Source organism: Companilactobacillus sp. (assembly GCF_022484265.1).
Lineage (GTDB): Bacteria > Bacillota > Bacilli > Lactobacillales > Lactobacillaceae > Companilactobacillus.
Window position 1 is genome coordinate 1,507,812 of sequence record NZ_JAKVLR010000001.1, and the last position, 22,518, is coordinate 1,530,329.

Annotated in this window: 24 protein-coding genes; 5 read left to right on the forward strand and 19 right to left on the reverse strand. The window is 38.0% G+C overall.

What is annotated here, in order from left to right:
• Positions 1-90: 90 nt before the first annotated feature.
• The 3 genes from LKF16_RS07305 (at position 91) to LKF16_RS07315 (ending at position 3,410) form a co-directional block, all read left to right on the forward strand.
• Positions 91-1,593: a PucR family transcriptional regulator gene (locus LKF16_RS07305; RefSeq protein WP_291470072.1), complete on the forward strand. Its 1,503-nt coding sequence runs from the start codon at positions 91-93 to the stop codon at positions 1,591-1,593.
• Between the two features lie 257 nt (positions 1,594-1,850).
• Complete coding sequence (locus LKF16_RS07310; RefSeq protein ID WP_291470074.1) at positions 1,851-2,552, forward strand: hypothetical protein; 702 nt, start codon at positions 1,851-1,853, stop codon at positions 2,550-2,552.
• A 69-nt stretch (positions 2,553-2,621) separates the two neighbouring features.
• Positions 2,622-3,410, forward strand: a complete 789-nt coding sequence (locus LKF16_RS07315) for a hypothetical protein (RefSeq protein ID WP_291470076.1) — start codon at positions 2,622-2,624, stop codon at positions 3,408-3,410.
• 75 nt (positions 3,411-3,485) lie between these two features.
• Here LKF16_RS07315 and LKF16_RS07320 read toward each other — a convergent pair whose 3' ends face one another.
• The 10 genes from LKF16_RS07320 to LKF16_RS07365 all read right to left on the reverse strand — a co-directional run bounded on the left by LKF16_RS07320 (position 3,486) and on the right by LKF16_RS07365 (position 12,366).
• Entirely contained in the window at positions 3,486-3,941 is a 456-nt protein-coding gene (locus tag LKF16_RS07320) for a GtrA family protein (protein ID WP_291470078.1), read from the reverse strand.
• 19 nt (positions 3,942-3,960) lie between these two features.
• Complete coding sequence (locus LKF16_RS07325; RefSeq protein ID WP_291470080.1) at positions 3,961-4,758, reverse strand: metal ABC transporter permease; 798 nt, start codon at positions 4,756-4,758, stop codon at positions 3,961-3,963.
• Between the two features lie 9 nt (positions 4,759-4,767).
• Positions 4,768-5,427 (reverse strand): ATP-binding cassette domain-containing protein, encoded by a 660-nt coding sequence (locus LKF16_RS07330; protein WP_291470082.1) that lies wholly within the window; start codon positions 5,425-5,427, stop codon positions 4,768-4,770.
• A gap of 4 nt (positions 5,428-5,431) precedes the next feature.
• Entirely contained in the window at positions 5,432-6,304 is an 873-nt protein-coding gene (locus tag LKF16_RS07335; RefSeq protein WP_291470084.1) for a metal ABC transporter solute-binding protein, Zn/Mn family, read from the reverse strand.
• Positions 6,305-6,397: 93 nt separating this feature from the next.
• A complete protein-coding gene (locus LKF16_RS07340) occupies positions 6,398-6,949 on the reverse strand; it encodes a hypothetical protein (RefSeq protein ID WP_291470086.1) in 552 nt (183 codons plus the stop codon).
• A gap of 70 nt (positions 6,950-7,019) precedes the next feature.
• Entirely contained in the window at positions 7,020-7,757 is a 738-nt protein-coding gene (locus LKF16_RS07345; protein ID WP_291470088.1) for an amino acid racemase, read from the reverse strand.
• A gap of 2 nt (positions 7,758-7,759) precedes the next feature.
• Positions 7,760-9,289: a UDP-N-acetylmuramoyl-L-alanyl-D-glutamate--2,6-diaminopimelate ligase gene (locus tag LKF16_RS07350; RefSeq protein ID WP_291470090.1), complete on the reverse strand. Its 1,530-nt coding sequence runs from the start codon at positions 9,287-9,289 to the stop codon at positions 7,760-7,762.
• 9 nt (positions 9,290-9,298) lie between these two features.
• On the reverse strand, positions 9,299-10,540 hold the full coding sequence (locus LKF16_RS07355; protein WP_291470091.1) for a D-alanyl-D-alanine carboxypeptidase family protein: 1,242 nt from the start codon (positions 10,538-10,540) through the stop codon (positions 9,299-9,301).
• Between the two features lie 2 nt (positions 10,541-10,542).
• Entirely contained in the window at positions 10,543-11,676 is a 1,134-nt protein-coding gene (locus tag LKF16_RS07360) for a sensor histidine kinase (protein WP_291470094.1), read from the reverse strand.
• Between the two features lie 3 nt (positions 11,677-11,679).
• Entirely contained in the window at positions 11,680-12,366 is a 687-nt protein-coding gene (locus LKF16_RS07365) for a response regulator transcription factor (protein WP_291470096.1), read from the reverse strand.
• A gap of 226 nt (positions 12,367-12,592) precedes the next feature.
• On the opposite strand from LKF16_RS07365, the gene LKF16_RS07370 reads away from it, so the two are divergent.
• On the forward strand, positions 12,593-13,045 hold the full coding sequence (locus tag LKF16_RS07370; RefSeq protein ID WP_291470098.1) for a hypothetical protein: 453 nt from the start codon (positions 12,593-12,595) through the stop codon (positions 13,043-13,045).
• A gap of 476 nt (positions 13,046-13,521) precedes the next feature.
• Here the strand turns inward: LKF16_RS07370 and LKF16_RS07375 are convergent, their stop codons facing one another.
• The 8 genes from LKF16_RS07375 to rsmG all read right to left on the reverse strand — a co-directional run bounded on the left by LKF16_RS07375 (position 13,522) and on the right by rsmG (position 19,890).
• A complete protein-coding gene (locus LKF16_RS07375; RefSeq protein ID WP_291470100.1) occupies positions 13,522-14,199 on the reverse strand; it encodes a DUF4097 family beta strand repeat-containing protein in 678 nt (225 codons plus the stop codon).
• A 180-nt stretch (positions 14,200-14,379) separates the two neighbouring features.
• On the reverse strand, positions 14,380-15,129 hold the full coding sequence (locus tag LKF16_RS07380; protein WP_291470102.1) for a DUF1129 family protein: 750 nt from the start codon (positions 15,127-15,129) through the stop codon (positions 14,380-14,382).
• 14 nt (positions 15,130-15,143) lie between these two features.
• Positions 15,144-16,247 (reverse strand): redox-regulated ATPase YchF, encoded by a 1,104-nt coding sequence (gene ychF, locus LKF16_RS07385; protein ID WP_291470104.1) that lies wholly within the window; start codon positions 16,245-16,247, stop codon positions 15,144-15,146.
• On the reverse strand, positions 16,247-16,513 hold the full coding sequence (locus tag LKF16_RS07390) for a DUF951 domain-containing protein (RefSeq protein WP_291470106.1): 267 nt from the start codon (positions 16,511-16,513) through the stop codon (positions 16,247-16,249). The genes ychF and LKF16_RS07390 overlap by 1 nt, the downstream gene beginning before the upstream one ends.
• Before the next feature lie 9 nt (positions 16,514-16,522).
• Complete coding sequence (locus LKF16_RS07395) at positions 16,523-17,395, reverse strand: ParB/RepB/Spo0J family partition protein (RefSeq protein WP_291470108.1); 873 nt, start codon at positions 17,393-17,395, stop codon at positions 16,523-16,525.
• The gene (locus LKF16_RS07400; protein WP_291470110.1) at positions 17,376-18,152 is read right to left on the reverse strand and encodes a ParA family protein; all 777 of its coding nucleotides are present in this window, start codon (positions 18,150-18,152) and stop codon (positions 17,376-17,378) included. The genes LKF16_RS07395 and LKF16_RS07400 overlap by 20 nt, the downstream gene beginning before the upstream one ends.
• 10 nt (positions 18,153-18,162) lie before the next feature.
• Positions 18,163-19,149, reverse strand: a complete 987-nt coding sequence (locus LKF16_RS07405; RefSeq protein ID WP_291470112.1) for a ParB/RepB/Spo0J family partition protein — start codon at positions 19,147-19,149, stop codon at positions 18,163-18,165.
• A gap of 12 nt (positions 19,150-19,161) precedes the next feature.
• Complete coding sequence (rsmG, locus tag LKF16_RS07410) at positions 19,162-19,890, reverse strand: 16S rRNA (guanine(527)-N(7))-methyltransferase RsmG (RefSeq protein ID WP_291470114.1); 729 nt, start codon at positions 19,888-19,890, stop codon at positions 19,162-19,164.
• 441 nt (positions 19,891-20,331) lie between these two features.
• On the opposite strand from rsmG, the gene LKF16_RS07415 reads away from it, so the two are divergent.
• Positions 20,332-21,402, forward strand: a complete 1,071-nt coding sequence (locus LKF16_RS07415; RefSeq protein ID WP_291470116.1) for a hypothetical protein — start codon at positions 20,332-20,334, stop codon at positions 21,400-21,402.
• Between the two features lie 66 nt (positions 21,403-21,468).
• On the opposite strand, the gene LKF16_RS07420 is transcribed toward LKF16_RS07415, so the two are convergent.
• The gene (locus LKF16_RS07420) at positions 21,469-22,461 is read right to left on the reverse strand and encodes an acyltransferase (protein ID WP_291470118.1); all 993 of its coding nucleotides are present in this window, start codon (positions 22,459-22,461) and stop codon (positions 21,469-21,471) included.
• Positions 22,462-22,518 lie beyond the last annotated feature (57 nt).

Sequence of the window (22,518 nt, forward strand, 5' to 3'; positions counted from 1 at the left end):
AGATTGCACAATCATCTTGCTAGGTAAGCGTTACCGTTGTATCATTAAGACAAAATATTAGTGAAAATGTGATCAAGGGGTTACTAAATTATGAAATTCGCTGAATTGATAGATGAACTCTCGAAACGTTTTGTGATCGGACACGTTAAAATATCGGAAAATACTGAGATCAATAAGATTCAACTACGCTCTACTAATCTGACCGAACCTGATGGGTCAACATTGTACATCGGAAAGACTAACGCATCAGGCGGTCCGTTGGTATTAGGAAATTATTTGAAAGATCACAGCAACACAGCTGTAGTGCTGTGTCCTTGCCAAGTCAATCAATCTGACAGCGTATTAGCTAATGAACCGCTGATCCAAGTTTTTAATGAAGCTAACACCATTTTGGAAAGTTCACAAAATCAAACAAATTTGATTACTAAATTGGCAATGAGTGCTGTAACTGACGATTTACAAACTAGTATTGACCGGGCTGCTGCCACTGTGCAAAATTCACTGCTAGTTATCGACCCTAACTATCAAGTCTTGATCCACTCGACGATCTACGGTTTCAAGGATCCATTATGGAGTCAGATCATTAAGCAAGGTTATGTAACCTATGATTTCATCAAGGCTGTCAAAAAAATCGTTGCTCAACAATCTGACACTACCAAAGCTGTGTATAACGTTCCGTGTCCAAAGTCGCCTTTCCACAGAAAAGTGACTAACTTATACAATAACGGCAAATTATATGGCTTTTTGCTGATGTTTGACGACCATTCTGTGTATAACTCTGAAAAAACACAACTTTTGCCACAGATCGGACAGATATTAACAGGCGAATTAGTCCGCAATCACATTTCGGCATCAGCCGACTCTAACCGCGATCGACTTTTAAGCATGTTACTCACAGAACAGCAATCGCAAAACTTCGAAAATGTTTTTGCCGCACAACACTTACGACTTCCCTATTCAATGGTGGTCTTGACCCTTCGTTCGCAGAAGCAACAGCCACTTGAGTCAACTAAACGTCAGCTCAAGCAATATTTATTGCAACAATATCCAGCCTCTTTATCCACAATTTTTCGGCATTATTGTCTAGCAATGGTACCGTTAGACTTAACTGAATATCACAGTTCTGAATTTAAAAAATTTGTCCACAGGACAGCTGAAGAATTGAACTGTCAGATTTTTATATCAACATTTTATACACAACCTTCAGACACTAGCGCTGCTTATGAAGTTTGTCGGCGGACTATGAAATTGACAACTTCGACCGATCCCGTGATCTATTGCGAAGATGAATACTTTGATTTGATGCTATCTAGGATCAATCATGATGCAATTTTGCCGTTTTTTATCGACCCTTCGATTTCTAGCTTGCAAGACTACGATGAAGAACACGACACCGAACTTTTGCCAACATTGTTGAACTATTTGGAACAAGACGGCAATCTTGCCCATACGTCCGATGCACTTTTTATCCATCGCAATACTTTGCACAATCGATTGAATCGAATAAAAGAAATTACTGCGGTCGACCTAAAAGACGCCAACACACGATTTAAGCTGATGTGTAGTTTCAAAATAAAAGAATATGTCCATTAGTTCTTCAGGCTAATTCATCTCATAAAAAAATAGTCTTCCAATGAATATTAATTGAAACATTTCATTGGAAGACTATTTGTATTTTTGAACAAATTACGGCACAGTTAAGGCAGATAGAGACGGGAAATAATTAGCGATGCTCAGATTAATTTTTTCAATCACAGTCGTTTTAAAAATTTCCAGTTCAACTATTTGTCTTTTGGCCACGGATGTTAGAAAGTAAGGTTACATTGAAGAATACTTCTAGGAGAATCGATATGATAACTTCAAAATATTTCAACATTCAAAACATCAAAAATGAAGATACCTTGTATATGCCACCTTATCTAGGATTGCGTCTTGGATTAGTAAATGCCGTTTGCATGTCTGAGGATAATTACCGGCAGTACATTGACTTGTTTGGCGAACAACCAGGTGAATTGTACCGGACTTTGATGAACTCGTTTTATTCGATCAAACTGACGGACGTTTTTGACGAAGTGCCTTCCGATTTAAAAGATTATGTGATCAGTTTGCGTAGCGAACACGAATATCAGACTTTCGTCGATAATTTCAACTATACGATCCAACAATTCCAGTTCAGTACTGACCATAATTTTAAGTTGGCACTTGATGTCGAGACTGGTGCAGACATGATCACCGCGTCAGAGTTTTACTCAACGCTTGACCGTGCCGATTCGATGGCTGATTTTGAATATTATCAGTACTCAGGAATCGCCACTTCATTGTTGAAGTCAGTTAGTCTAGAAGCTGCAATTAAGGCTTTAGATAGTTTATATCGTCGCCAATGTAATGAGATCACCCAAGTTGGTCCGACTCTGGGCGTTGATCCTAGAGCTATTTTGCAGTTCTCGGGAACAATCGAAAAAAAGATTTTGAATCGTGTGACCGGTGAGATATCGACTGATCCAACTGAATCTTTAACCTTAACTCCCCAAACTTTTTACAGTGAGGAATAATTTTCATTAAACATACGTGCCAATTGAAAGTATAATTATATTAATATTGATTGCAGGGGGCGACGCTCAATGGCACGATCTAAATATTTTTCCTTAAACAAATATGACAAGTCTAAAGTCAACAAGATGTCACGACTGACCTCGTTAGGCTTTGGCTTGTTACCAGCTGTAGTTTTGACTAAAGAAGACTACGCTAAAGAAGTGATTGACATCAACGACCACCCAATTCGCGTTTTTGACGGAATTTTAACTGGTGATGAGATTACGCCTGATTTAGCCAGCATGGCACAACAAATGTTTACTAAGATCAAGACTATCCCCTTCACGGCTATTTCTGATGATTTACCTAAGGAATACGACGATTTGGTAATTTCATTTCGCAACAGTTTTGAATACTTCAACTACATAACTGCCTTGCAAACCCACATCAAGCACCACGAGTACGACCGTCACTTTAAACTCAGCACACAGTGGTTGATTGCCCAAGCGATGGGATTGCCACAGTCGGCTGAAGGACCAAGCATGGCGACCTATTTGGATATCAACGCCAACTTATCGATGGTCGAAGGCTATGAATTCACAGGTATCGGAACCTCGACTTTTTGGATGGAGGATCCGCAAGCTGCCATGGATGCTATTGATAGCATCTACATCAATGAAATGACCACTTTTAAAAAAGTTGCCCAGATCTTGGATATTGATCCAGCCAAGATCATGAATTTCACGCCAACCTTTAAAAAAGTCATGATCATGAAGTTTCCATTTGTGCATTCAGAAGTCGAAGAACTCGAGCAAAGCTATTATTTAAAACCACTAGTGTATGATCCAGATGCACCGGATTTTCAATTGTATCAATAGAATTTCGGAAATTGTGCATGAAAATTTATTTGATCGCTATTAAAACAAAAAACCACTTCATTTGAAGTGGTTTTTTTAATCGCTTGTACTCTCATTCTGGATTCTCTTTCCAGCTTTGTCGAGCTTATCGCGTTTTCTAAAAATGATAAATTTACTAAAGACATAATTTAGGACCACCACTACTACGTTAGCAATGATCTTAACGATGAATTTACTTTGACCTAACAATGAAACACCAATGGTCATAGTTCCTTGGTCGATTACCCAAGAAGCGGCTCTGAACAAGAAAAACGAGCCCATTTCTAACCAAAAGGCCTTCCAAGTATTGGTATGCGAATTAAACACCCAAAGTTTGTTCGTCACGTAAGCAAAGACTACGGACAAGAAATATGCGACTACGTTGGCGATTTGATAATTCCAATGCAGCGGATATGCAAACCAAGTGAATAATCCAATATTTACGATTGTTGTTAGGACGCCAAAAAATAAATACGGTATGGTGTCCTTATATTTATTCCATAATTCTTTCATTTATCTTGTTTGATTCTCCCTAGTGGCTTAATTTCCAGTTTTTGTAGGATAGACCTAAGAAATAAGCAATTACTTCAAAGGCTGAAATGAAGAATGTAACTGGCCAGTTTGTGACAAAGGCGAGATATAAACCTAACCACACACCAGCAAGCGACAATCCAACTGAGATCATAAGCAACTTCGGAACTGAGTGTACCAGATATCTGGCGGTAGCACCAGGCAAAGTTAACAGAACAAAGACTAATAATGACCCAACGATCTGGGCTCCGATACTGACACTTAAGGCTAAAGTGATCAGAAATACGACTGATAAAAATCTCGTATTGAGTCCAGATGCACGAGCACCAATATGGTCGAATGAATCAAATGCCAGTGGTTTGTAACAAATTATGAACACCACGATAACAAATAATGCCAAAATTAACAACTGATTGACTTCTTTTGAACTGATACCCACGATACTACCAAATAAAATGTTAGTTGCGTAAGAACTTGATTCTGACGACAACGACAAGAATAAAATACCAAGACCAATGAACAGCGATGATATGGCACTGATCGAAGCCTCACGTCTTGAGGACTCGGTACTCAAACTACCAACTGCGATCGAACTAACTAATGTAAAAATTATCATCCCTGCAAGTGGCGAGATCCCGACTAAAATACCGAATGCTGCTCCGGCAAATCCAATCTCTGACAATGTGTGAGAGAGAAATGACATATTTCTTGAAACCACGAACACGCCCACGATACCAGCAGTTATTGCAATGAACGTACTGGCAATAAACGCTTCGCGCATAAATTCATATCCAAACATAAAATCCCCCTACTCAAACATGTCCTCGGCAATTTCATCAATGCCGATCGATTTAACTGTTTTATTTTCGAACAATAATGCTCGTTTAGTATATTTCTTAGTTAACTCAGAATCATGAGTAATAAAAAGCACTGTTAAACCATGCTTCTGATTCAGTTCTTGAACAAGATCCATTAATTGGATCTTCACGTCAACGTCCAAACTGGCAGTTGATTCATCTAAGATCAAAACTTGTGGCTCGTTAACTAAAGCTTGAGCTAAATAGGCTTTTTGCTTCTCGCCACCCGAAGCTAATCCCAAAGGACGATCTCGTAATTGAGTCAGATTAGTTTGTTGCAAGATCCGGTCAACTGTTTCGGTATCTTGCTTTCTTTTTTGGGGATTTAAAGTAAATTTTAAGTTTAGACGCATAAACTGTTCAATATTGAGAGGATAATCCAAATCAATATTTCTAAACTGAGGCACATATCCAATGCGACTTTTATGATCCATGATAATATCGCCGCTAGTCTTTTTCTCTAATCCCATCAAAATTTTGACCAAAGTGGTTTTACCAGCACCATTACGGCCGACAATGCTGACAAATTCGCCATCTTCGATCTTAAAATTAACATTTTGAAAAACGACTTGTTTACCAAATTTCTTCGTAAGATTTTTAGCCTCGATCACAACGTTACTCCTTAACTACCTTTTCGATTTGATTCAGATTGCCGGTCATCCATTCATAGTATCCCAAGTCGCTTGGCAAGGTTTCGGTAAAGTACACGATTGGAATATGGTACTGCTCAGCAGTGTTCATCATCTTAGTGATAATACTGCTGGTGACTTGTTTATTGACGACTAGAAAATCAACTTTATGATCACGCATCCCTTGTTCCATATCCTTAACATCTTTCATGGATGGGTCCGTATCATCTTCAATTGCCTTAGCAAAATGATTGTCTGCCACTTTAACGCCTAAGTCTTTCAACAAGTAATCTGGCAGCGGCTCAGTCACATAAGCAGATTTTCCTTGAGCATATTTCTTAATGGTTTTTTCCCGATCTGATAATCGATCTAGCTTGTGTAAATATTTTTTATAATTACCATAATAGTAATTTTTACTATTTACGTCAACCCTAGCCATATGATTATAGATAGCTTTTGTTAATTTTTTCATGTGATCAACGCCGTACCACAGATGTTCATTTGAGCCATCTGGGTAGCCTAGGACGTTGCCGAAATCGATCAAATTCTTCTGTTGGCTGTTGGCGGCGACCATCTTGTTGACCCAATCGTCATAACCTAGACCATTAGCAACAATGAGCTTTGAATCGGCAATCTGTTTAGAGTTATTAGTCGATGGCGAGAAACTATGTGGGTCAACATTGACTGATTTGATGATCGACTCAACTTGATATTTGTCCCCAACCACGCTTTTGATCGGTTCACTGTATGTGTTGACCGTAGTGGTGATGACCTTTTTGTCAGAATTATTTTTTGAACAACCCGTTAGGACTAAAACCACTAGCAATAACATGGTCAAAAAATATTTTTTCTTGTACATGACGATCCCCTGAAATAATTTTTTTCAAAATATAAGAGGTCAAGACTTAACGTCATGACCTCTTATATAGTTTCATATTATTATATACGTTGTTTACCAAATTTGGAATGTTTGGCCATCTGGAGTTACTAAATAACTACCAGCTGGTGAATCGGAATTCTTGGTATAAACGTTTACTTGGTAACCTTCTGTATTGTTCCAAGTGATCTTGCCGTTAGCAACATATTGCGTAGTTGAACGGTCATATGTTGATGCTAGTTTATCACCTAATAGAGTTGTAGCATCAGATGCCGAGTTTACGACATTTGATGATGCAGCTGAAGAATTCGATTGAGTTGATGATTGTCCATTTGAACTGTTTGATTTACTGCTTGTTGAATCGTTGTTACCTGTATTACTTGATGATTGACTACTTGTTGAGCTTTCTGAATTGGAGTCAGTCTCGTCATCATTACCATTTGTTGCAGCTTTGGAGCCGTTATTAGCGCTTCTAGTTGACTTCGTAGCTGAATCAGCTGATTTGGTACTCTTTGTTTGTTCAGTATTATCCTTTGGTTGCGATGAGCTAGATGATTGTGTATTTGAGCATCCAGCTAACAACAAACCTGCTAAAACTGCAGTTGTTAGTGATAATTTTTTTAACATAATATAAGTACCTCCTGTAATTTAAATATAAAGGGGGTTACGATTTTATTCAATATAATGTTGGATAACATTAATAAATCTTAGAAAAATCGATTTCCTCGCCTCTTCGAACTTTCATTCCTAATTCAATCGATTTGTCGGCAATAATACTTTGAGCATCGATCACGTTGTATGGATGGTCAGAAGCTTTCTCTTGGGCTAATGAAAGCTCTGTACATCCTAAAACGATCACGTCGCTATCAAATTTGTCATGCATTGTTTGCAAAATATGATAGTATTTCTCTTTATTCACAGCTCCACCAATTTTGATGTCATCATAGATCAAGCTCTCCACTTCATCCTGAACTTCTTGGTCGCCTAGGGTCAATTCAAAGCCAGCATCCTTGATTTCTTTTTCATAGATGTGGTCGTGCAAAGTCCCCTTAGTGGCAATCAAGCCAATCTTCTTAGCTTTGGGATATTTCTTTTTCATAGTGGTAATTGCCAAATGAGGCATATTAATGATCGGAATATCAGTCGCAGCTTGGATTTCATCGTATAGGTAATGAGCTGTGTTACAAATAATAACCATAAAAGCTGGTTTTAGCAAACTTTGCTGTTTTATGTCCTCAACCAATGGTGGCAAAAAGCTAGGTTTACTGTGGTCGATAATGTACTCTGTTCGATCAGGAACAGTAGCGTGGTTAACAACGATATAGTCAAGGTAGTCTTGGTCTTTATCAGTTTTAGTTCTTTGATCTAGTATCCGAACGTAACTTTCGGTGGCCAGAGTACCCATTCCACCAATAACTGTAAAGAAGTTTTTCATAATTACTCTCCTTCGATATCCTTCAACACGTTTCTTGCGACCACTGGATCAGTTGGATACGGAACATCGACACCCTTAGTCTTTTGATAAGGATCGTCTCCTTTAGCAGCCAAGACGATGATATCTCCATTTTGACTGTTGGAGATCATAGTCTTGATAGCTTGTTCGCGGTCCAAAATAATCTGCGTATCAACTTTACTGTGATCGATTTTTTCATCGATTTGGCGACAAATATCTGCTGGATCCTCAAAGCCAGGGTCATCAGTCGTCAAAATTGCTGAATCGGCTAATTCAGTCAATACTTTAGAGAACCCGCCACGTCTTGAAACTCCCTTGTCGCCAGGACTTCCAACGACAACTTTGATCTTAGAATCAGGATATTCATTTCTTAAAAATCCTAGTAGAGCCTTCATACTAGCATAGTTGTGAGCATAGTCAATAAAGATAATACCGTGAGACTTAGTATCGATGTGTTCCATTCGACCTGGCACATGTGCGCCCTGAAGGCCGTCGTAAATATTTGAGACTGGAACGTCTAATAATCCAGTCGCAATGATAGCTGCAGTACCGTTGATCTCGTTGAAATCTCCAACGAGGCCTAATTTGTAATCTCCAGCGATATTTAATGCCTCAGCCTTTTGATTCAAAGCTGAGATGTTAAAAATACTATCCTTTAAGGTTGCCTCTTTGCTTGAAAGCAAGAAGTCGAGGTGGTCTTTAGTTTTATCGCGACCAAACAAGTAAATATTGTCATCTGAACTAGTCTGTTTAGCTGCATCGTAGACTGTCTCAAAATCGTTCGTATCGCGGTTAATGATGTTGATTTTAGAATTGATCAACAATTGCTTTTTGCAGAACAAATAATCAGCATAGGTTGGATGTTCATTTGGACCGATGTGGTCAGGGGTGATGTTTAAAAAGCCACCGATATCAAAGGTCAATCCAAAGACACGATTTTTCTTGTAAGCCTGCGATGATACTTCCATCACTAAATGAGTCATTCCGTTGTCGACCGCTGTTCTCATGTCGCGGAATAGATCTAATGATTCTGGAGTAGTCAAATCTGATTTGAATTTATCTTCAGGTTTAGGACCAACTACCCTATCAATCGTTGAGAACAAAGCGACTTTTTGTGGGTAGATTTCTTTTAAGATGTCATAAATGAAATATGAAGTCGTTGTTTTACCCTTGGTTCCAGTAAAGGCAACGATAAACAGATCATTTTCAGGATTACCAAAATAAGCTGCACTTAATAATGCCAGAGCTTTTTGAACATCTGACACGATCAAATTATCTGCGTTGTCGTCAAATTCTTTTTCGGCAACGTAAATCACAGCCCCAGCATCAAGTGCTTGTTTTAAATAGGCTGCTTTAAAGTTGTTACCTTTACAAAAGAAGATACCGTTAGTTTGCTTCTCTTGTGAATTGTAGCTGATGTTAGTTACCGTAGTATCTTCATCCGACACTTTGCTGGAAACTAACAAATCATGTTTTTTCAAGATCTCGATTGCTTTGCTAACTTTTAGACTCATAGTTATCTCCTAAAATAAATGTTTGAAGAAGTTACCGATGTTTTCCCAGAACGATGGCTTCGTCTTTTTAGGTACGATTTTTTTGATTGCATGTTTGACTTGTGGATATTGAATATAACCACCAGGTAAGTTCTTAATTATTAGTTTAGCCTGTTTCTTTCCTTGAGCAACATTAAAGCCTAGATTGCCAGTAGATTTTTCATATAAAAACGAATTTGGATTGAAGTCATGTGGCATCCAAACTTTCACTTCACGATAAGTCTTGTATTTTTCTTTTTTCGAAAAAGTTACTTGTTGGTTCTTCTTTAAGGCTGTTCGATAGTCGTAATTGTCGAGGATGTAATGAGCTAAGTTTTGAGTAGCTCTAAAGCGCTTGTCCTTATCATTGGCTTCGCCTTTTACATCCATGACAATCGTTACGATCCTAGTATTATGGATTGGGAAAGTTCCCACAAATGAGTCGCCGGCTTGTTTAGTAGTTCCTGTTTTTAAACCGTCAAATTCATAGCCCTCTTGATAATCTCGATTACCTTTGAGCAATAGATTCAATGACTTATAGATCTTGTCCCCTTCGTTACTTGGGAAAGTCAATTCGGACTGCGAGGTAGTTTTTAAGACTTCTGGATATTGATCCAGAATATGTTTGCTAACAATTGCTATATCGTTAGCGGACAATTTATTTTCAGAATCAGTTTTGCCTAAGTACATCCCTTTATATAGATAGGAATTGTTTAAGCCAGATACGTTGTAGATTTCAGCATCCTTGATGCCCCAACTCTTTAGCGTCTTCCGCATCAACTTAATAAAGTTGATCTCAGTCCCGCCAACTTTTTGAGCAAGCATCATGGCTGCTGAATTTGAAGATACGATCCAGGCAGCTTGGTACAGCTGTTGAACTGTATACTCTTTGTTCGCATCCAAACTAACATTTGTTAGCTCATCATGTTGAGTCATTTCTGCTTGTGCTTGAGTTGGTTTGATCGTATCAGTCCATTTGAGATTTCCCTCATGAATTGCTTTAGTGACTAGGTATAAAGTCACTACTTTTGTGATCGAACCAATTGCGACTTTTTTGTCAGCATTTTGCGAATACAACAGCTGACCGGATTTTTCATCAAATGCCAAGGCCGCCGTTGTATTTAGATCTGGGCCTCCGGGTGTGGATTCTGCCTGGGCCGTTTGTAAATTAAAGACTGGTAAACTCAACAAAACAGCGAACACTATTAGGAGTTTTTTAAAAAATTGTTTCATACTTAATCCTCACTGTTTTTTTGATTCTTCGCAGGGAAGTGAATTACAAATGCTGTGCGATCTTCATCGGATTGAACATCAATATGTCCACCATGCATTTTGACCATACTTTGAGCGATTGCTAGTCCTAATCCGGTACCGCCTGTTGCCTTTGAGCGTGAGTCCTCAACACGATAAAAGCGGTCGAACAAGGAATCTAATGATTCTTTCGGAATCGGTTTACCATTATTAGCTACGCTGACGACTACTTCTTCAGGAGTCTGTTTAGCGTTTAGCCACAAATGCGTGGCACCTTTTCCGTATTTGAATGCGTTCATGATCAAGTTGTTGAAAACTCGACCTAGTTTGTCGGTGTCCCCAGACATAATGATCTTGTCAGGGTCAGCGTTGACGACAATCTCCATGCCACGTTTGTTAGCTTCAAGCTCAAAATCAGCCGACAATTGATCAAGCATTTGTGCCATATCGAATTTTGACATCGATAAGGTACTGTTAGCATGCTCAACGTTTGCGTACTCAAATAGATCATTAACGAGCGTTTGCATCTCTAATGATTTTTTGTAAGCGATATGGGTATATTTTAAAATTTGATCCAAATCTTCATAATTACGACTTTCGATCAAGCCTAAATAGCCGATGATCGAAGTCAGTGGAGTTCTAATATCGTGGCTGACGTTCGTGATCAGTTCATCTTTACTTTGTTCAGAACGACGTTGCTCAGCGATGTGTTCATTAGTGTTATCGATCAGCGAGTTAATACTGTCGACGACACCTTGCAAGCGGTGGTTGACCTGTAAATTGATTTTTTCATGGAGGTCACCAGAAGCGATTCGCTTTAGTTCCTTTTCGACGTACTCAACTTGAAATTGGCGATAAGTTTTCATAACCACGTGCAAAGAAATAAATATCTCTAAAATTATTACCAAAGCGAATAACAGGAACACCTTGAAAAAACTCATGTTAGTCATGTCCATTTGCAACAGTGCAAAGAAATTCTTTGGACCATTGTTTCTAAAAAATAGATTGGACGCCATGACCAAAATTACGTTAATTAATTGAAATAAAAGAAAGGTGCCTATTCCCTCAAATAGGAGGACACCTTTTTCATGATCATTTAATTTGATTCGATTATTCAAAAACTAAACCTCCACCTTGTAACCAACGCCCCAGACAGTTTCGATGACCTTTTCGCCGTCTGTAGCTTCTTCGAGCTTGTCACGTAAGTGAGAAACGTGGACCATAACAGTCTTGGCAGAAACTACGCTTTCTTGTTTCCAGACACGTTCAAAAATCTCGTCAGCAGAAAATACTCGATTTGGGTGACTGGCTAATAAATATAGGACCCCAAATTCCAAAGCTGTCAGTTGGACCTTGTTGCCAGAGCTAGTCACAACTTCGTGAGAATCCTTATAAATAGTAATTGGTCCAACTTCTAATTTGTCGGGTACATTCTTAGCTGTTTGTTGGGCGCTTCTACGCAAAAGCGAACGAATACGAGCCATGATCTCAAGCGGATTGAATGGTTTAGTAACGTAATCGTCAGCACCGGTGATCAATCCTTGGATCTTGTCCATATCGGTTGTTTTAGCTGAAACAATGATGATCGGAATTTGTGAGTCTTTACGAACCCGTTTAGTTACCTCAATACCGTCCATATTTGGCATCATAATATCCAAGACCATTAAGGCAATATCGCTATGCTGGGCTAAGGCGTCTAAAGCCTCTTGGCCAGAATTAGCTGTAATTGGTTCGTAGCCTTCATTCTTAATGTAAATGCTGAGTAACTCAACAATTTCTTTATCGTCATCCACCACTAAAATCTTCATACGAAACCCACCTAACACACGTTTTAAATACTTATGTTTCCATTATACAATAACAAGCAGCCTAATTCCTAACCGACTAGGATTATCGGTGTTTTCAGAAAACTTGATAAATTATTGGATATTTTACATGAAATTTACATTAGGTTGTTACACTGAATTTACGATATTTCATAGTTGTGAATGTAATTCTCGCATGATATCGAACTTCAAATAAAAGGACCTTCGCATGAAAAAATTTCAATTAGCTTTTCCCGCTTTTATCAGTACATATATTTTTGCACTCATTATTTCGCTAACATTTATGGAATACACTTATCGCAATGCTAGAATGTTGATCTTACTTGGCCTGCTAGGAATCGCCTGCATCTGGGCACTTAATCCCAAAGGCTTGCTGGTCAAAAAGTTAGTCCAATATGATCATCTAAAATTTGACGAAATTCGCAATGAACCTAGATACTACGCCAAGTTAAAAAGGTATATTGATTTAGCCTTTGCAATGACCTTAGGAATCAATGTCGGTATATCCCTGTTTCAAACCAAATTCATAGCCAATAATTCTACAATTGGAAATAATATCAACTACGATAATCTAATCGTGTTCGGATTCGATATTATCGTTATCTTCAGTTTTTTCCTGATATTGTATAGTTTCATTCCACATAACTATCGAAATAAATAAAACACGCACAGAAAGATGATGAATCGTTCTGTGCGTGTTTTTGGATTGTTATTCAATTATTGAAGATCATTACAAACATATGATTTTTTAATCGCCAGAATTATATCAACTCCTGCAAATACAATTTCCCCAAAATCAACAGGAGGATAAATAGAATTATCCCTGTACTCCAGGAAGCAGAAATTTTCCATAATTCAAGTTTGTCATCAATGGCATCCACTTTATGAGTTACTTGATCAATCTTCGAATCTATTCTTCTTTGGAATTCCTTCTGTTGATCATTTAGAAAATCCTTTTCACACATGTTGAGCATCCCTTTATCAGTCTAGTAACCTTCTGAATCTGGCATAAGTTTCCTCCTTTTGAGAATAACATCATCACATAACAAAATACGCAATTTAATTGATTTGAAACATTATCATTTCTTATGCCTAGAGGGAATGTCATTAGTAAATCTTATGATGCATAATAACCGATTAATTTGTTACTGAAACTTGGCCGTTGTTGCTATCAATGATCAAAGGTTCATTACCGTTTTGTCGGTAGTTATTTTGTTGCTTTTTACCGTTGAGCTTGAACTGGCCATTTTTGACATTTACTTGTAGTCCGGTAACCTTCAGTCCAGTAAAAGTAGTTTTTCCATTCTTCTTAGTCAATCGACTGCTGTCTAACAAAGTTAAATCTTTGGCAATGGTAGTTCCGTTTGCATGATCAATATTTAATTGCCCTATTTTTAAATTGTTCAGTTTGACTGTTCCGTTTAATTGGTCGATCTGTAATGATTCTAAAGTCTTTTGTGGCACAATCAAGGTCAAAACTGGGGATTTTCCAAGCTTAGTCTGATGCTTTTGAGCGTCTTTTTCTGAAACTCTCAGCAAATCATTTTGTTCAGTAATTTGATATTGGTCTTTACTTACATTGTCCATTTTCAATTCAGTCTTGTCGCCACTTTGGACGTTCAAATATGCAGTTTGGATGGCTAAGTCAACTTTAGTTGGATTCTTTAACTCTACATTTTTACTAGTTAACGAACTGACTTGGAAATTATTGATATTAAGACGTTTATTACTGTTCATTGCCCAGATCGTGGCACCACCAAAAATCAATCCGATCACAACGATAATAACTAAAACGATTAAAATAATTTTTTTCATGAGAAGCTCCTTTTTGTGTTGAATGAATATATTTTAAATCCATTCAGTTGAATGTATAAAAATAAGATGACTGATAAAATCATCTTTTTTCAAGCATTTTTATTATGAATGAATAATAAAATAATTCATTCAATTTGTCAACTCACTTTTTCAAACCATAAAAAAAAGACCTTTCGGTCTTTAAATAAATCCTCTAGTTGTGATGTGCATGTATCTTCTGTACAAGAATCTACCACCAAATGCGATCACGGCTAGTACTAAGTAAACTACACCATTTAGAGGTGGGTTGAATGTCTTAGGAACAAATTGCATGAGTCCTAAGAAGATGAACATGATTACTAAACCAGCACCCATGTATCCAATTGTGATCAGTAAACCTGGGCGTTCGGCCTTTGGTTTTTTCATTTGTAAGTTGAACCATGTTAGTAGTACGCCCCACATTGCGGCTAACAATACTAAAGTCACGATACCAGTTTGGTTTTGTGAGCTTTGGTTCTTGCTAGTAAGTCCCACGATGCCGTACAACAGGCCAAACAATGCAAAGAATAGCAATGATGTATCAATTGCTAAAGCCCAAAATGGCGTAGCCTTTTTAGGTTTTACTGGATGAGCGATATCTCCAGCCTTCTTTGTAACTGGTCCGTACAATTGGTTAGCTGGAACACCTTTGATCTGATTAGCGATGATCTCTGGAAGCAAGCCGTTGATTGATTCTTCAGCTTCTTCTTCAGTAAAATCATCGTCAACTAAGCGCTTGTTAAGTTTAAAAACGTATTCTTCGTTTTTATTACTCAATTGCTTGCGTAATTCTGCAGGATCGGCACTGTTGATCTGTTCAGCAATTTCGTCATTTTTTTCTTTTTTCTCAGAGTGTCTCTTCTGCTTTTCGGCAGCCTTTTTGTTTCTCTCTCTTAAATCGTCGTCAGCCATTGATTTCTCCCTAATTAAACGTTAAATCTGAATTCAATAATGTCGCCATCTTTAACTTCGTAGTCTTTACCTTCAAGTCCAAGCTTGCCGGCCTCTTTAACAGCTTGTTCGCTGCCAAGTTTGTCCAAATCGTCAAATGCCATTACTTCGGCACGAATGAAACCACGTTCAAAGTCAGAATGAATGATACCAGCAACTTGTGGAGCTTTCATTCCCTTATGGAAAGTCCAAGCACGAGTTTCTTTTCCACCAGCAGTGAAGAAAGTTCTTAATCCCAATAGTTTGTATGAAGCTTTGATCAACTTATCAAGACCTGATTCGTTTACGCCTTCAGCTTCAAGGAATTCTTGTTTTTCATCGTCATCTAATTCACTGATTTCTTCTTCAGTCTTAGCTGAAACGCCGATTACTTCAGCGTTTTCCTTCTTAGCGTAATCTTCAATTATCTTGTAGTACTTAGATGCTTCTGGATCAGCCATGTCGTCTTCAGCAATGTTAGCAACGTATAACACAGGTTTTGATGTTAGTAGGAATAATCCCTTAACGATCTTTTGTTCATCTTCGTTAAATTCGATTGAACGAACTGCTCCGCCTTCTTCAAGAACTGGTTTGATCTTTTTGAGAACAGCCAATTCAGCGATAGCGTCTTTATCCTTGGCACTAGTTGCTTGCTTTTCAACCTTTGTATAGCGCTTGTTGATTGAATCAAGGTCAGCGATGCCTAGTTCCAAATTGATAGTTTCGATATCGTCTAGTGGATCAACTTTACCAGTAACAGTCGTAATGTTGTCATCATCGAAGGCACGAACGACGTGCACGATAGCGTCAACTTGACGAATATTTTCCAAAAATTTGTTACCTAATCCTTCACCTTTACTGGCACCCTTAACGATTCCGGCGATATCAGTAAATTCAAAAGTAGTATGAATGATTTTTTTAGCAGGGATCAATTCGTCGATTCTTGCCAATCTCTTGTCAGGAACTTCAACCATCCCAACGTTAGGGTCGATGGTAGCGAATGGGTAGTTAGCCATCTCCGCACCAGCTTTAGTAATAGCATTAAATAGTGTTGATTTACCAACGTTTGGCAAACCTACGATTCCGGCAGTTAAGGCCATTATAAATCCTCCTCATTATTGATCGTATTAGGTTTCATGATCTGATTTTGCATTAAATAATTTGTTTCAGTAGAAGTATCTACGTCAGCTGCAGCGACTAAGACTTTTTTGAATTTCTTCTTGAATTCAGCACGTGGGATCATAACGATGTGACCGCATCCCATGCATTTGATCTTAATATCAGCACCTAGTCGAATTACTTCCCAACGATTTTCCCCACAGGCGTGAGGCTTTTTCATAGTGACAATATCTCCTAAATTAAACATAATATTCCTCTAATCTATTTGGATTCCTAATATGTCTAAAATACGATTCAAGTCATCGGTATTGTTAAAGTCGATTTCCAACTTACCATGGCCGTTACGACCAGTTTTAACTGCGACTTGAGTATCGAATTTTTCAACCAATCTATTTTCAGTTGCTTTGACAAAAGGTGATTTGGCCTTAGGAGCCTTTTTCTTCTTTTTACTATCTTGTTTTGAATCAGTCGCTAATTGTTCCAATTGACGAACAGTTAAATCTTCATCAACGGCTTTTTGAGCTAATTTTTCAATCTGGTCGGGATCTTTTAAACTCAATAAAGTTCTAGCTTGCCCCATTGAAAGAGCGCCGCTTTGAACCAATTGCTTAGTTGATTCTGGCAAATTCAATAATCTCAAATAATTAGCAATGTATGGTCGACTTTTGCCAAGTCGTTGCGAGACTTGTTCTTGAGTCAGATTCAATTTGCTGATCAAAGTTTGATAAGCGTCTGCTTCTTCAAGTGGCGTTAAGTCTTCACGTTGCAAGTTTTCTAGCACCGCGATTTCCATCATGCCTGATTCGCTTAGTGGACGAACGATTGCAGGAATCGTTGTCTTTTTGGCGATCTTGCTAGCACGAAATCTTCTTTCACCAGCAATGATCTCAAATCCATTGACGCTTTCACGAACAATAATTGGTTGAAAAACACCATTTTGGTCGATCGACTTTGCCAATTCATTTAAGGCATGTTCGTCAAAAGTTTTTCTAGGTTGATAAGGGTTAGGTCTGATTTCATCTAAATTGAGGTCTACAACTGTTTCGCTGTTTTCATCGATAGCTTCGAATTCGGAAAAGATGGCGTCGATGCCTTTTCCTAAGCCTTTTTTATTTTTGCTTGATGCCATTACGCTTTAGTACCTCCTTGGCTAATGCGATATAAGCCTCCGCACCACGAGAACGATCATCAAAATCGATGATTGGTAGTCCATAACTAGGGGCTTCTGCCAATCTTGTATTTCTAGGAACGATTGATTTATAAACTTTATCGCCAAAGTATGACTTAACTTCGTCGACAACTTGTTTTCCTAAGTTAGTTCTAGAATCCAGCATGGTTAATAAAACACCTTCGATTTCTAAATTAGAATTAAAGTGTTTTTGAACCAAACGGATGGTATTTAATAATTGACTTAATCCTTCAAGCGCATAGTACTCGCTTTGAACTGGAATAAGAATTGAGTCGCTGGCTGTAAAAGCATTAGTTGATAGTTGACCTAATGAAGGTGGACAGTCGATCAAGATGAAATCGTATTGATCATCGATCGTATCGATCCCAGCTTTAAGACGAGTCTCACGAGCCATCATTGAGGTCAATTCCATTTCTGCACCAGCTAATTGAATCGTGGCAGGGACAATATCTAAGTTGTCATGTTTTGAATGTATGATCGTATCTTTGAGTGGAAATTCATTGACCAAGACGTCATAGACATCTTTTTCAACGTTGGCTTTTTTAATACCTAAACCACTAGTAGCATTTCCCTGTGGATCGACATCAACGATCAAAACACGTTGTCCCATGTTAGTTAAACATGCGCCCAAATTAATGGTTGTAGTGGTTTTACCAACACCACCTTTTTGATTTGCAATGGATATTTTTCGTGCCATCTTATTCCCCTTATTCCTCAAGTTCGTCATCATGAATTCTGATGTCAATCTCATAGAAGCCTTTTTTCTTGTCTTCAACAAAACTTACTGATGTACCGTTTTTCTTCATCTTAGCAATGTTTTGTTTGACTTCGTCAATTGTTGTATTGACATTGTATTGACCAGGCTTTGTCTTTGGCTTAGTTTCAACTGGAGTTTCTTTTGAATCATCCTCAGTTGATTCAGCAGGTTTCTCAGTTGGTTTTTCAGCCCTTGGTTCTTCGGGCTTGTCCAAGTATGAGTCAACTAATTTCTTAGTCTCCTTAACATTTAAGCTATCCTTCAAAATCTTATTTAAAGCATCGTCTTGTTGGTTTTTGTCGGATAATCTCAACAATTCACGACCATGACGAGTGCTGATTTTTTCATTAGCTAATTCTTCAAGCACTTTGTCGCTCAATGCCAACAAACGCAATTTGTTAGCGACATATGATTGACTCTTGCTCATACGTTTAGCTAATTCTGACTGGGTGATTTTTTCAGCATCCAAAACTTTACGATAAGCTCTAGCTTCTTCAACTGGATTCAAGTTTTCTCTTTGAACGTTTTCGATCAACGCCATTGAGGCAGTCTCTTCATCATCCAATTCCTTAACGATAACGGGAACCTTATGCCAGTTTAATTTTTTCAGTGCACGAAAACGTCTTTCACCAGCGATAATTTCATATTTGCCATCTTCGTATGAACGAACGACCATTGGTTGCAACAATCCGTGTTCGCTAATTGTTTGAGAAAGTTCATCGATACTCTCTTTATCAAACTCAGTACGAGGTTGATAACGGTTAGGAATGATCTTATCTAAACTAACTCTGATCACACGACCACGAGTACCGTTGTCGCTAACTTTTTTCTTAGATTTTTCATCTTCCGTTTTATCGGTATTGTTTGTTTGAGCAGAATTATTTTGCGTTGTTTCTGTTACTCCTGCGTTATTTTCTTCTTCTGTTGATTTAGCCAAGATTTTAACCCCCTACTTTTTAACTAACGGCTTCTTCGATGGTGTCCCTGGTTTTCTAGGATATTTATTTGGAGTCTCTTTAGTTTTGTCTACAAAGACTAAATTACGCAGACCTTCGTCATTTGGCAATGCAAATGATTCTTGTTTCTCCACTTTTCCACCGAGCAATGCGATTGCATACGTAGCTTCTTGTAATTCTTCGTCAGCCTTATCTGCCTTCATCGCAATAAATTGACCGCCTTTTTTCACAAATGGCAGACACAATTCAGTTAAGACCGTCATCGATGCAACTGCGCGGGCAGTCACAAGATCAAAGTTTTCACGGTATTGTTTATTTTGTCCTAATTCTTCAGCACGACCATGAACTAAGGAAACATTTTCCAAACCCAACTTATCAACCAATCCTTTTAAAAAGTTGATTCGTTTGTTCAATGAGTCAATAATGGTGATCTTCAAATTAGGATTAACAATTTTGAGAGGAATAGATGGAAAACCTGCTCCAGACCCGACATCGCATAATGTCAATTCGTCCGTCAACAAGCCCTCGTCAAAGAAATCTAAGATCAATGAATCATAAAAATGCTTCAAGTAAACTTGCTCTTTTTCAGTGATTGAAGTTAGGTTCATTACTTTGTTGGTTTCAACTAACTCATGAAAATAATCTTCAAATTGACCTTTTTGAGTATTGTTTAATTCGATTCCTCTTTTGGATAATGCTTGATAAAATTCTTCGGGTTTCATTCAGTTCCTCCAGCCGTGAAACATGATGTTTCACACCTTTTAATCGTATATTAAATAGTAGTTTAATTCAATGACTTGTTACTTTTCTTTACTATAATATGTTGAACAATCTAGTAAACCATTTTACACGGAAAATCATTGAAATTAAATTGAATTCCAATTTTTGTTGAACAAGAACGTTGCAAACTTGGTGCAGACGGATATAGATTTTTTTAACGTGGATTATGAATTTAATATTTAAATGTTCATGTTACAGAAACAATCATTTGCGTTCTGATGATAAAAATAATTTTTAGAATGATTAATAATTGAATATGCTTTTAACTTTAATTAGCTCTAGTTCTATTTATAGTGAGAATTAGAAAGTGCGATTGAGAATTTAAATACTATCGAACCTTCCAGTTCAATACTTATTTATGAAAAAGGACTAGGGATTAAATAATGAAATTAAATGAAAAAGTTTTGAATAATAGTAAAGTCACCTTTATTAGTAAGATCGTATTAGCCACAATTTTGGCATCATCGATTGGTTTGGCCGCTACGACCGGAAACGTTGTAGACGCTGCAACTACTGGTGATACAGCGACAAACCCAACAGTTTCGAATACTACACCAACTACACCAACAACTCCAACTCCTGCGGCAACACAAGCGACAACTCCAAGTTCAACTAGCACAACGCCAGTTGTTGATCTGGGACCAACACAACCAGGCAACGGTGCTTATCCAGCACCAACTCCAGGAACTGTTCCTGTTTCAACCGATCCAAGTATGACTGATGCAAGTGGCACATATTCTGATTCAAGTACAACACCTTCAACATCACCATCAACAACTGAAACAGTTTATGATCCTGATGCACAAGGCACAGCCACACCACAAGAAGTTGCTCAAGCCCGTTTATTAGATTTTGCTGGCGATCCTGACCTGTATCCAGCTCAAGAAGCATATTTACCACTAGCTGAGCAAAATATTGAAGAAGGCGGCGGATATACAGTTTATCAAGTTTATGGTCTAGATGGATATGGCTACGATGTTGCTAAGGAAAATGCCTGGATTGATGCCCAACATCCAACCACAGTCGCTGAAGTTGCTGAATTAGTTCGTGAAGCTCAACAAACAATCGATGCCGAAGAGGGCGGCGAACCTTACGGAACAATCTTGGAACAATTTGATTCTGCAAAAGCACCTTCAAGTAAGACTTCAGCCTCAACTGCAAAGCCTGTTGCTACCAGCTTAACTTCAACCTCAAAGGCAACTGCCACACCAATGTCTGCTACACCAATGTCTGCCACTACTACAAAGAGTTCTACTGGTTTATTACGTGGAGTCTCCGCATCCCCTGCTAAGATGTCCATGACAACTGGCAAGACTTCCGGCAGCAAGTTCCCACAAACCGGAAATATGGTCGGCACTGGATTGACTATCTTAGGATTAGTCATTGCTGCAATTGCTTCAGGCATTAGTTACGTCAAAGCAACTGGTAAAAAGTTATTTGGCAAATTATTTTAAACATCGAAATTAATGCAATAAAGGCCTGACCCACTAATCTGGATCAGACCTTTATTTTTTGAAAAATTAAGTGATTTTTTCTCCCACAACTGGGATTTTTCTGATTAGATACACCAATACAAAGGCTATTAAAGTCGTCAAAATAAATGTTATGAAAAAATGAATTGGATCAATATAATTTGATAGGAATTTCATGATGATTCCGTGAGTCAAATAAGTTCCAAACGTGACTGGCTCAATCACCCGTAGCCACTTAGTGTTCTTTGTTTGCAGAAAATCATCCAATGATTTGAAAACCAAGAATGCTAAAGCTGCTACGATTGGTTTCAAGATTGGTGCTAAGAATGCTAAATACTGCCACGAACCTAGTTGTTGCAAGTTAGACACATAGTTACTCAATAGCATCAACGCCATTGCAAATCCAAACGTTGTATATAAATGCTTGATCTTAATATCTTTTTTAAATAGGACATATCCAACAAAGAAGTAGCCGATATTACCAACTAAAAACGTTAAATCACCAAATGAATAGGCTGCAAAAATTCTACCTATTTGAGCTGGCAAGGCGACTGCTAATGAATTAAAGACGATATTGGTAACGAACCATAGTCCAATCAAGTAATACATGGTTTCATCGTTAATATGGTCAACAATTGGTTTTAAAATTGGCGATAATAAGTAAAACGAGATCAATGCATACATGAACCAGTAACTTACCAATACTGGCTGATTATACAAATAAATCACACTTTTCAGTACATCCCGTCCATTGAAATAGTTACTCAACAATTGAATGAAAATAACACTCAAGACTGACCAAACTAAAAACGGTAAGATCAGTCTGATCATTCGATGCTTCATTACGTATTTCAGATCAGCCGTCTTCCGACTGTTCAAGATCAATGCCCCACTGACCATAAAAAATAATGGAACATCAATGGACGTAAATTCAGTTACAAAGTTACCAACTGTCCAATGGATCGAACCATTTGCCATCTGTAAAATTTTTTCACACGAATGGGACAAGATCACGAAGCTAGCAGCAACGATCTTGACCAAATCTAAATATACAATCCTCTTTTTAGTAGCGATAAGTTGAACCCCCTAAAGTTAACT

Coding starts and splice junctions, on each gene's coding strand:
- LKF16_RS07305 (WP_291470072.1), top strand. CDS start 91: ATGAAATTCGCTGAATTGATAGATGAACTCTCGAAACGTTTTGTGATC.
- LKF16_RS07310 (WP_291470074.1), top strand. CDS start 1,851: ATGATAACTTCAAAATATTTCAACATTCAAAACATCAAAAATGAAGAT.
- LKF16_RS07315 (WP_291470076.1), top strand. CDS start 2,622: ATGGCACGATCTAAATATTTTTCCTTAAACAAATATGACAAGTCTAAA.
- LKF16_RS07320 (WP_291470078.1), bottom strand. CDS start 3,941: ATGAAAGAATTATGGAATAAATATAAGGACACCATACCGTATTTATTT.
- LKF16_RS07325 (WP_291470080.1), bottom strand. CDS start 4,758: ATGTTTGGATATGAATTTATGCGCGAAGCGTTTATTGCCAGTACGTTC.
- LKF16_RS07335 (WP_291470084.1), bottom strand. CDS start 6,304: ATGTACAAGAAAAAATATTTTTTGACCATGTTATTGCTAGTGGTTTTA.
- LKF16_RS07340 (WP_291470086.1), bottom strand. CDS start 6,949: ATGTTAAAAAAATTATCACTAACAACTGCAGTTTTAGCAGGTTTGTTG.
- LKF16_RS07345 (WP_291470088.1), bottom strand. CDS start 7,757: ATGAAAAACTTCTTTACAGTTATTGGTGGAATGGGTACTCTGGCCACC.
- LKF16_RS07350 (WP_291470090.1), bottom strand. CDS start 9,289: ATGAGTCTAAAAGTTAGCAAAGCAATCGAGATCTTGAAAAAACATGAT.
- LKF16_RS07355 (WP_291470091.1), bottom strand. CDS start 10,540: ATGAAACAATTTTTTAAAAAACTCCTAATAGTGTTCGCTGTTTTGTTG.
- LKF16_RS07365 (WP_291470096.1), bottom strand. CDS start 12,366: ATGAAGATTTTAGTGGTGGATGACGATAAAGAAATTGTTGAGTTACTC.
- LKF16_RS07370 (WP_291470098.1), top strand. CDS start 12,593: ATGAAAAAATTTCAATTAGCTTTTCCCGCTTTTATCAGTACATATATT.
- LKF16_RS07375 (WP_291470100.1), bottom strand. CDS start 14,199: ATGAAAAAAATTATTTTAATCGTTTTAGTTATTATCGTTGTGATCGGA.
- LKF16_RS07380 (WP_291470102.1), bottom strand. CDS start 15,129: ATGGCTGACGACGATTTAAGAGAGAGAAACAAAAAGGCTGCCGAAAAG.
- ychF (WP_291470104.1), bottom strand. CDS start 16,247: ATGGCCTTAACTGCCGGAATCGTAGGTTTGCCAAACGTTGGTAAATCA.
- LKF16_RS07390 (WP_291470106.1), bottom strand. CDS start 16,513: ATGTTTAATTTAGGAGATATTGTCACTATGAAAAAGCCTCACGCCTGT.
- LKF16_RS07395 (WP_291470108.1), bottom strand. CDS start 17,395: ATGGCATCAAGCAAAAATAAAAAAGGCTTAGGAAAAGGCATCGACGCC.
- LKF16_RS07400 (WP_291470110.1), bottom strand. CDS start 18,152: ATGGCACGAAAAATATCCATTGCAAATCAAAAAGGTGGTGTTGGTAAA.
- rsmG (WP_291470114.1), bottom strand. CDS start 19,890: ATGAAACCCGAAGAATTTTATCAAGCATTATCCAAAAGAGGAATCGAA.
- LKF16_RS07415 (WP_291470116.1), top strand. CDS start 20,332: ATGAAATTAAATGAAAAAGTTTTGAATAATAGTAAAGTCACCTTTATT.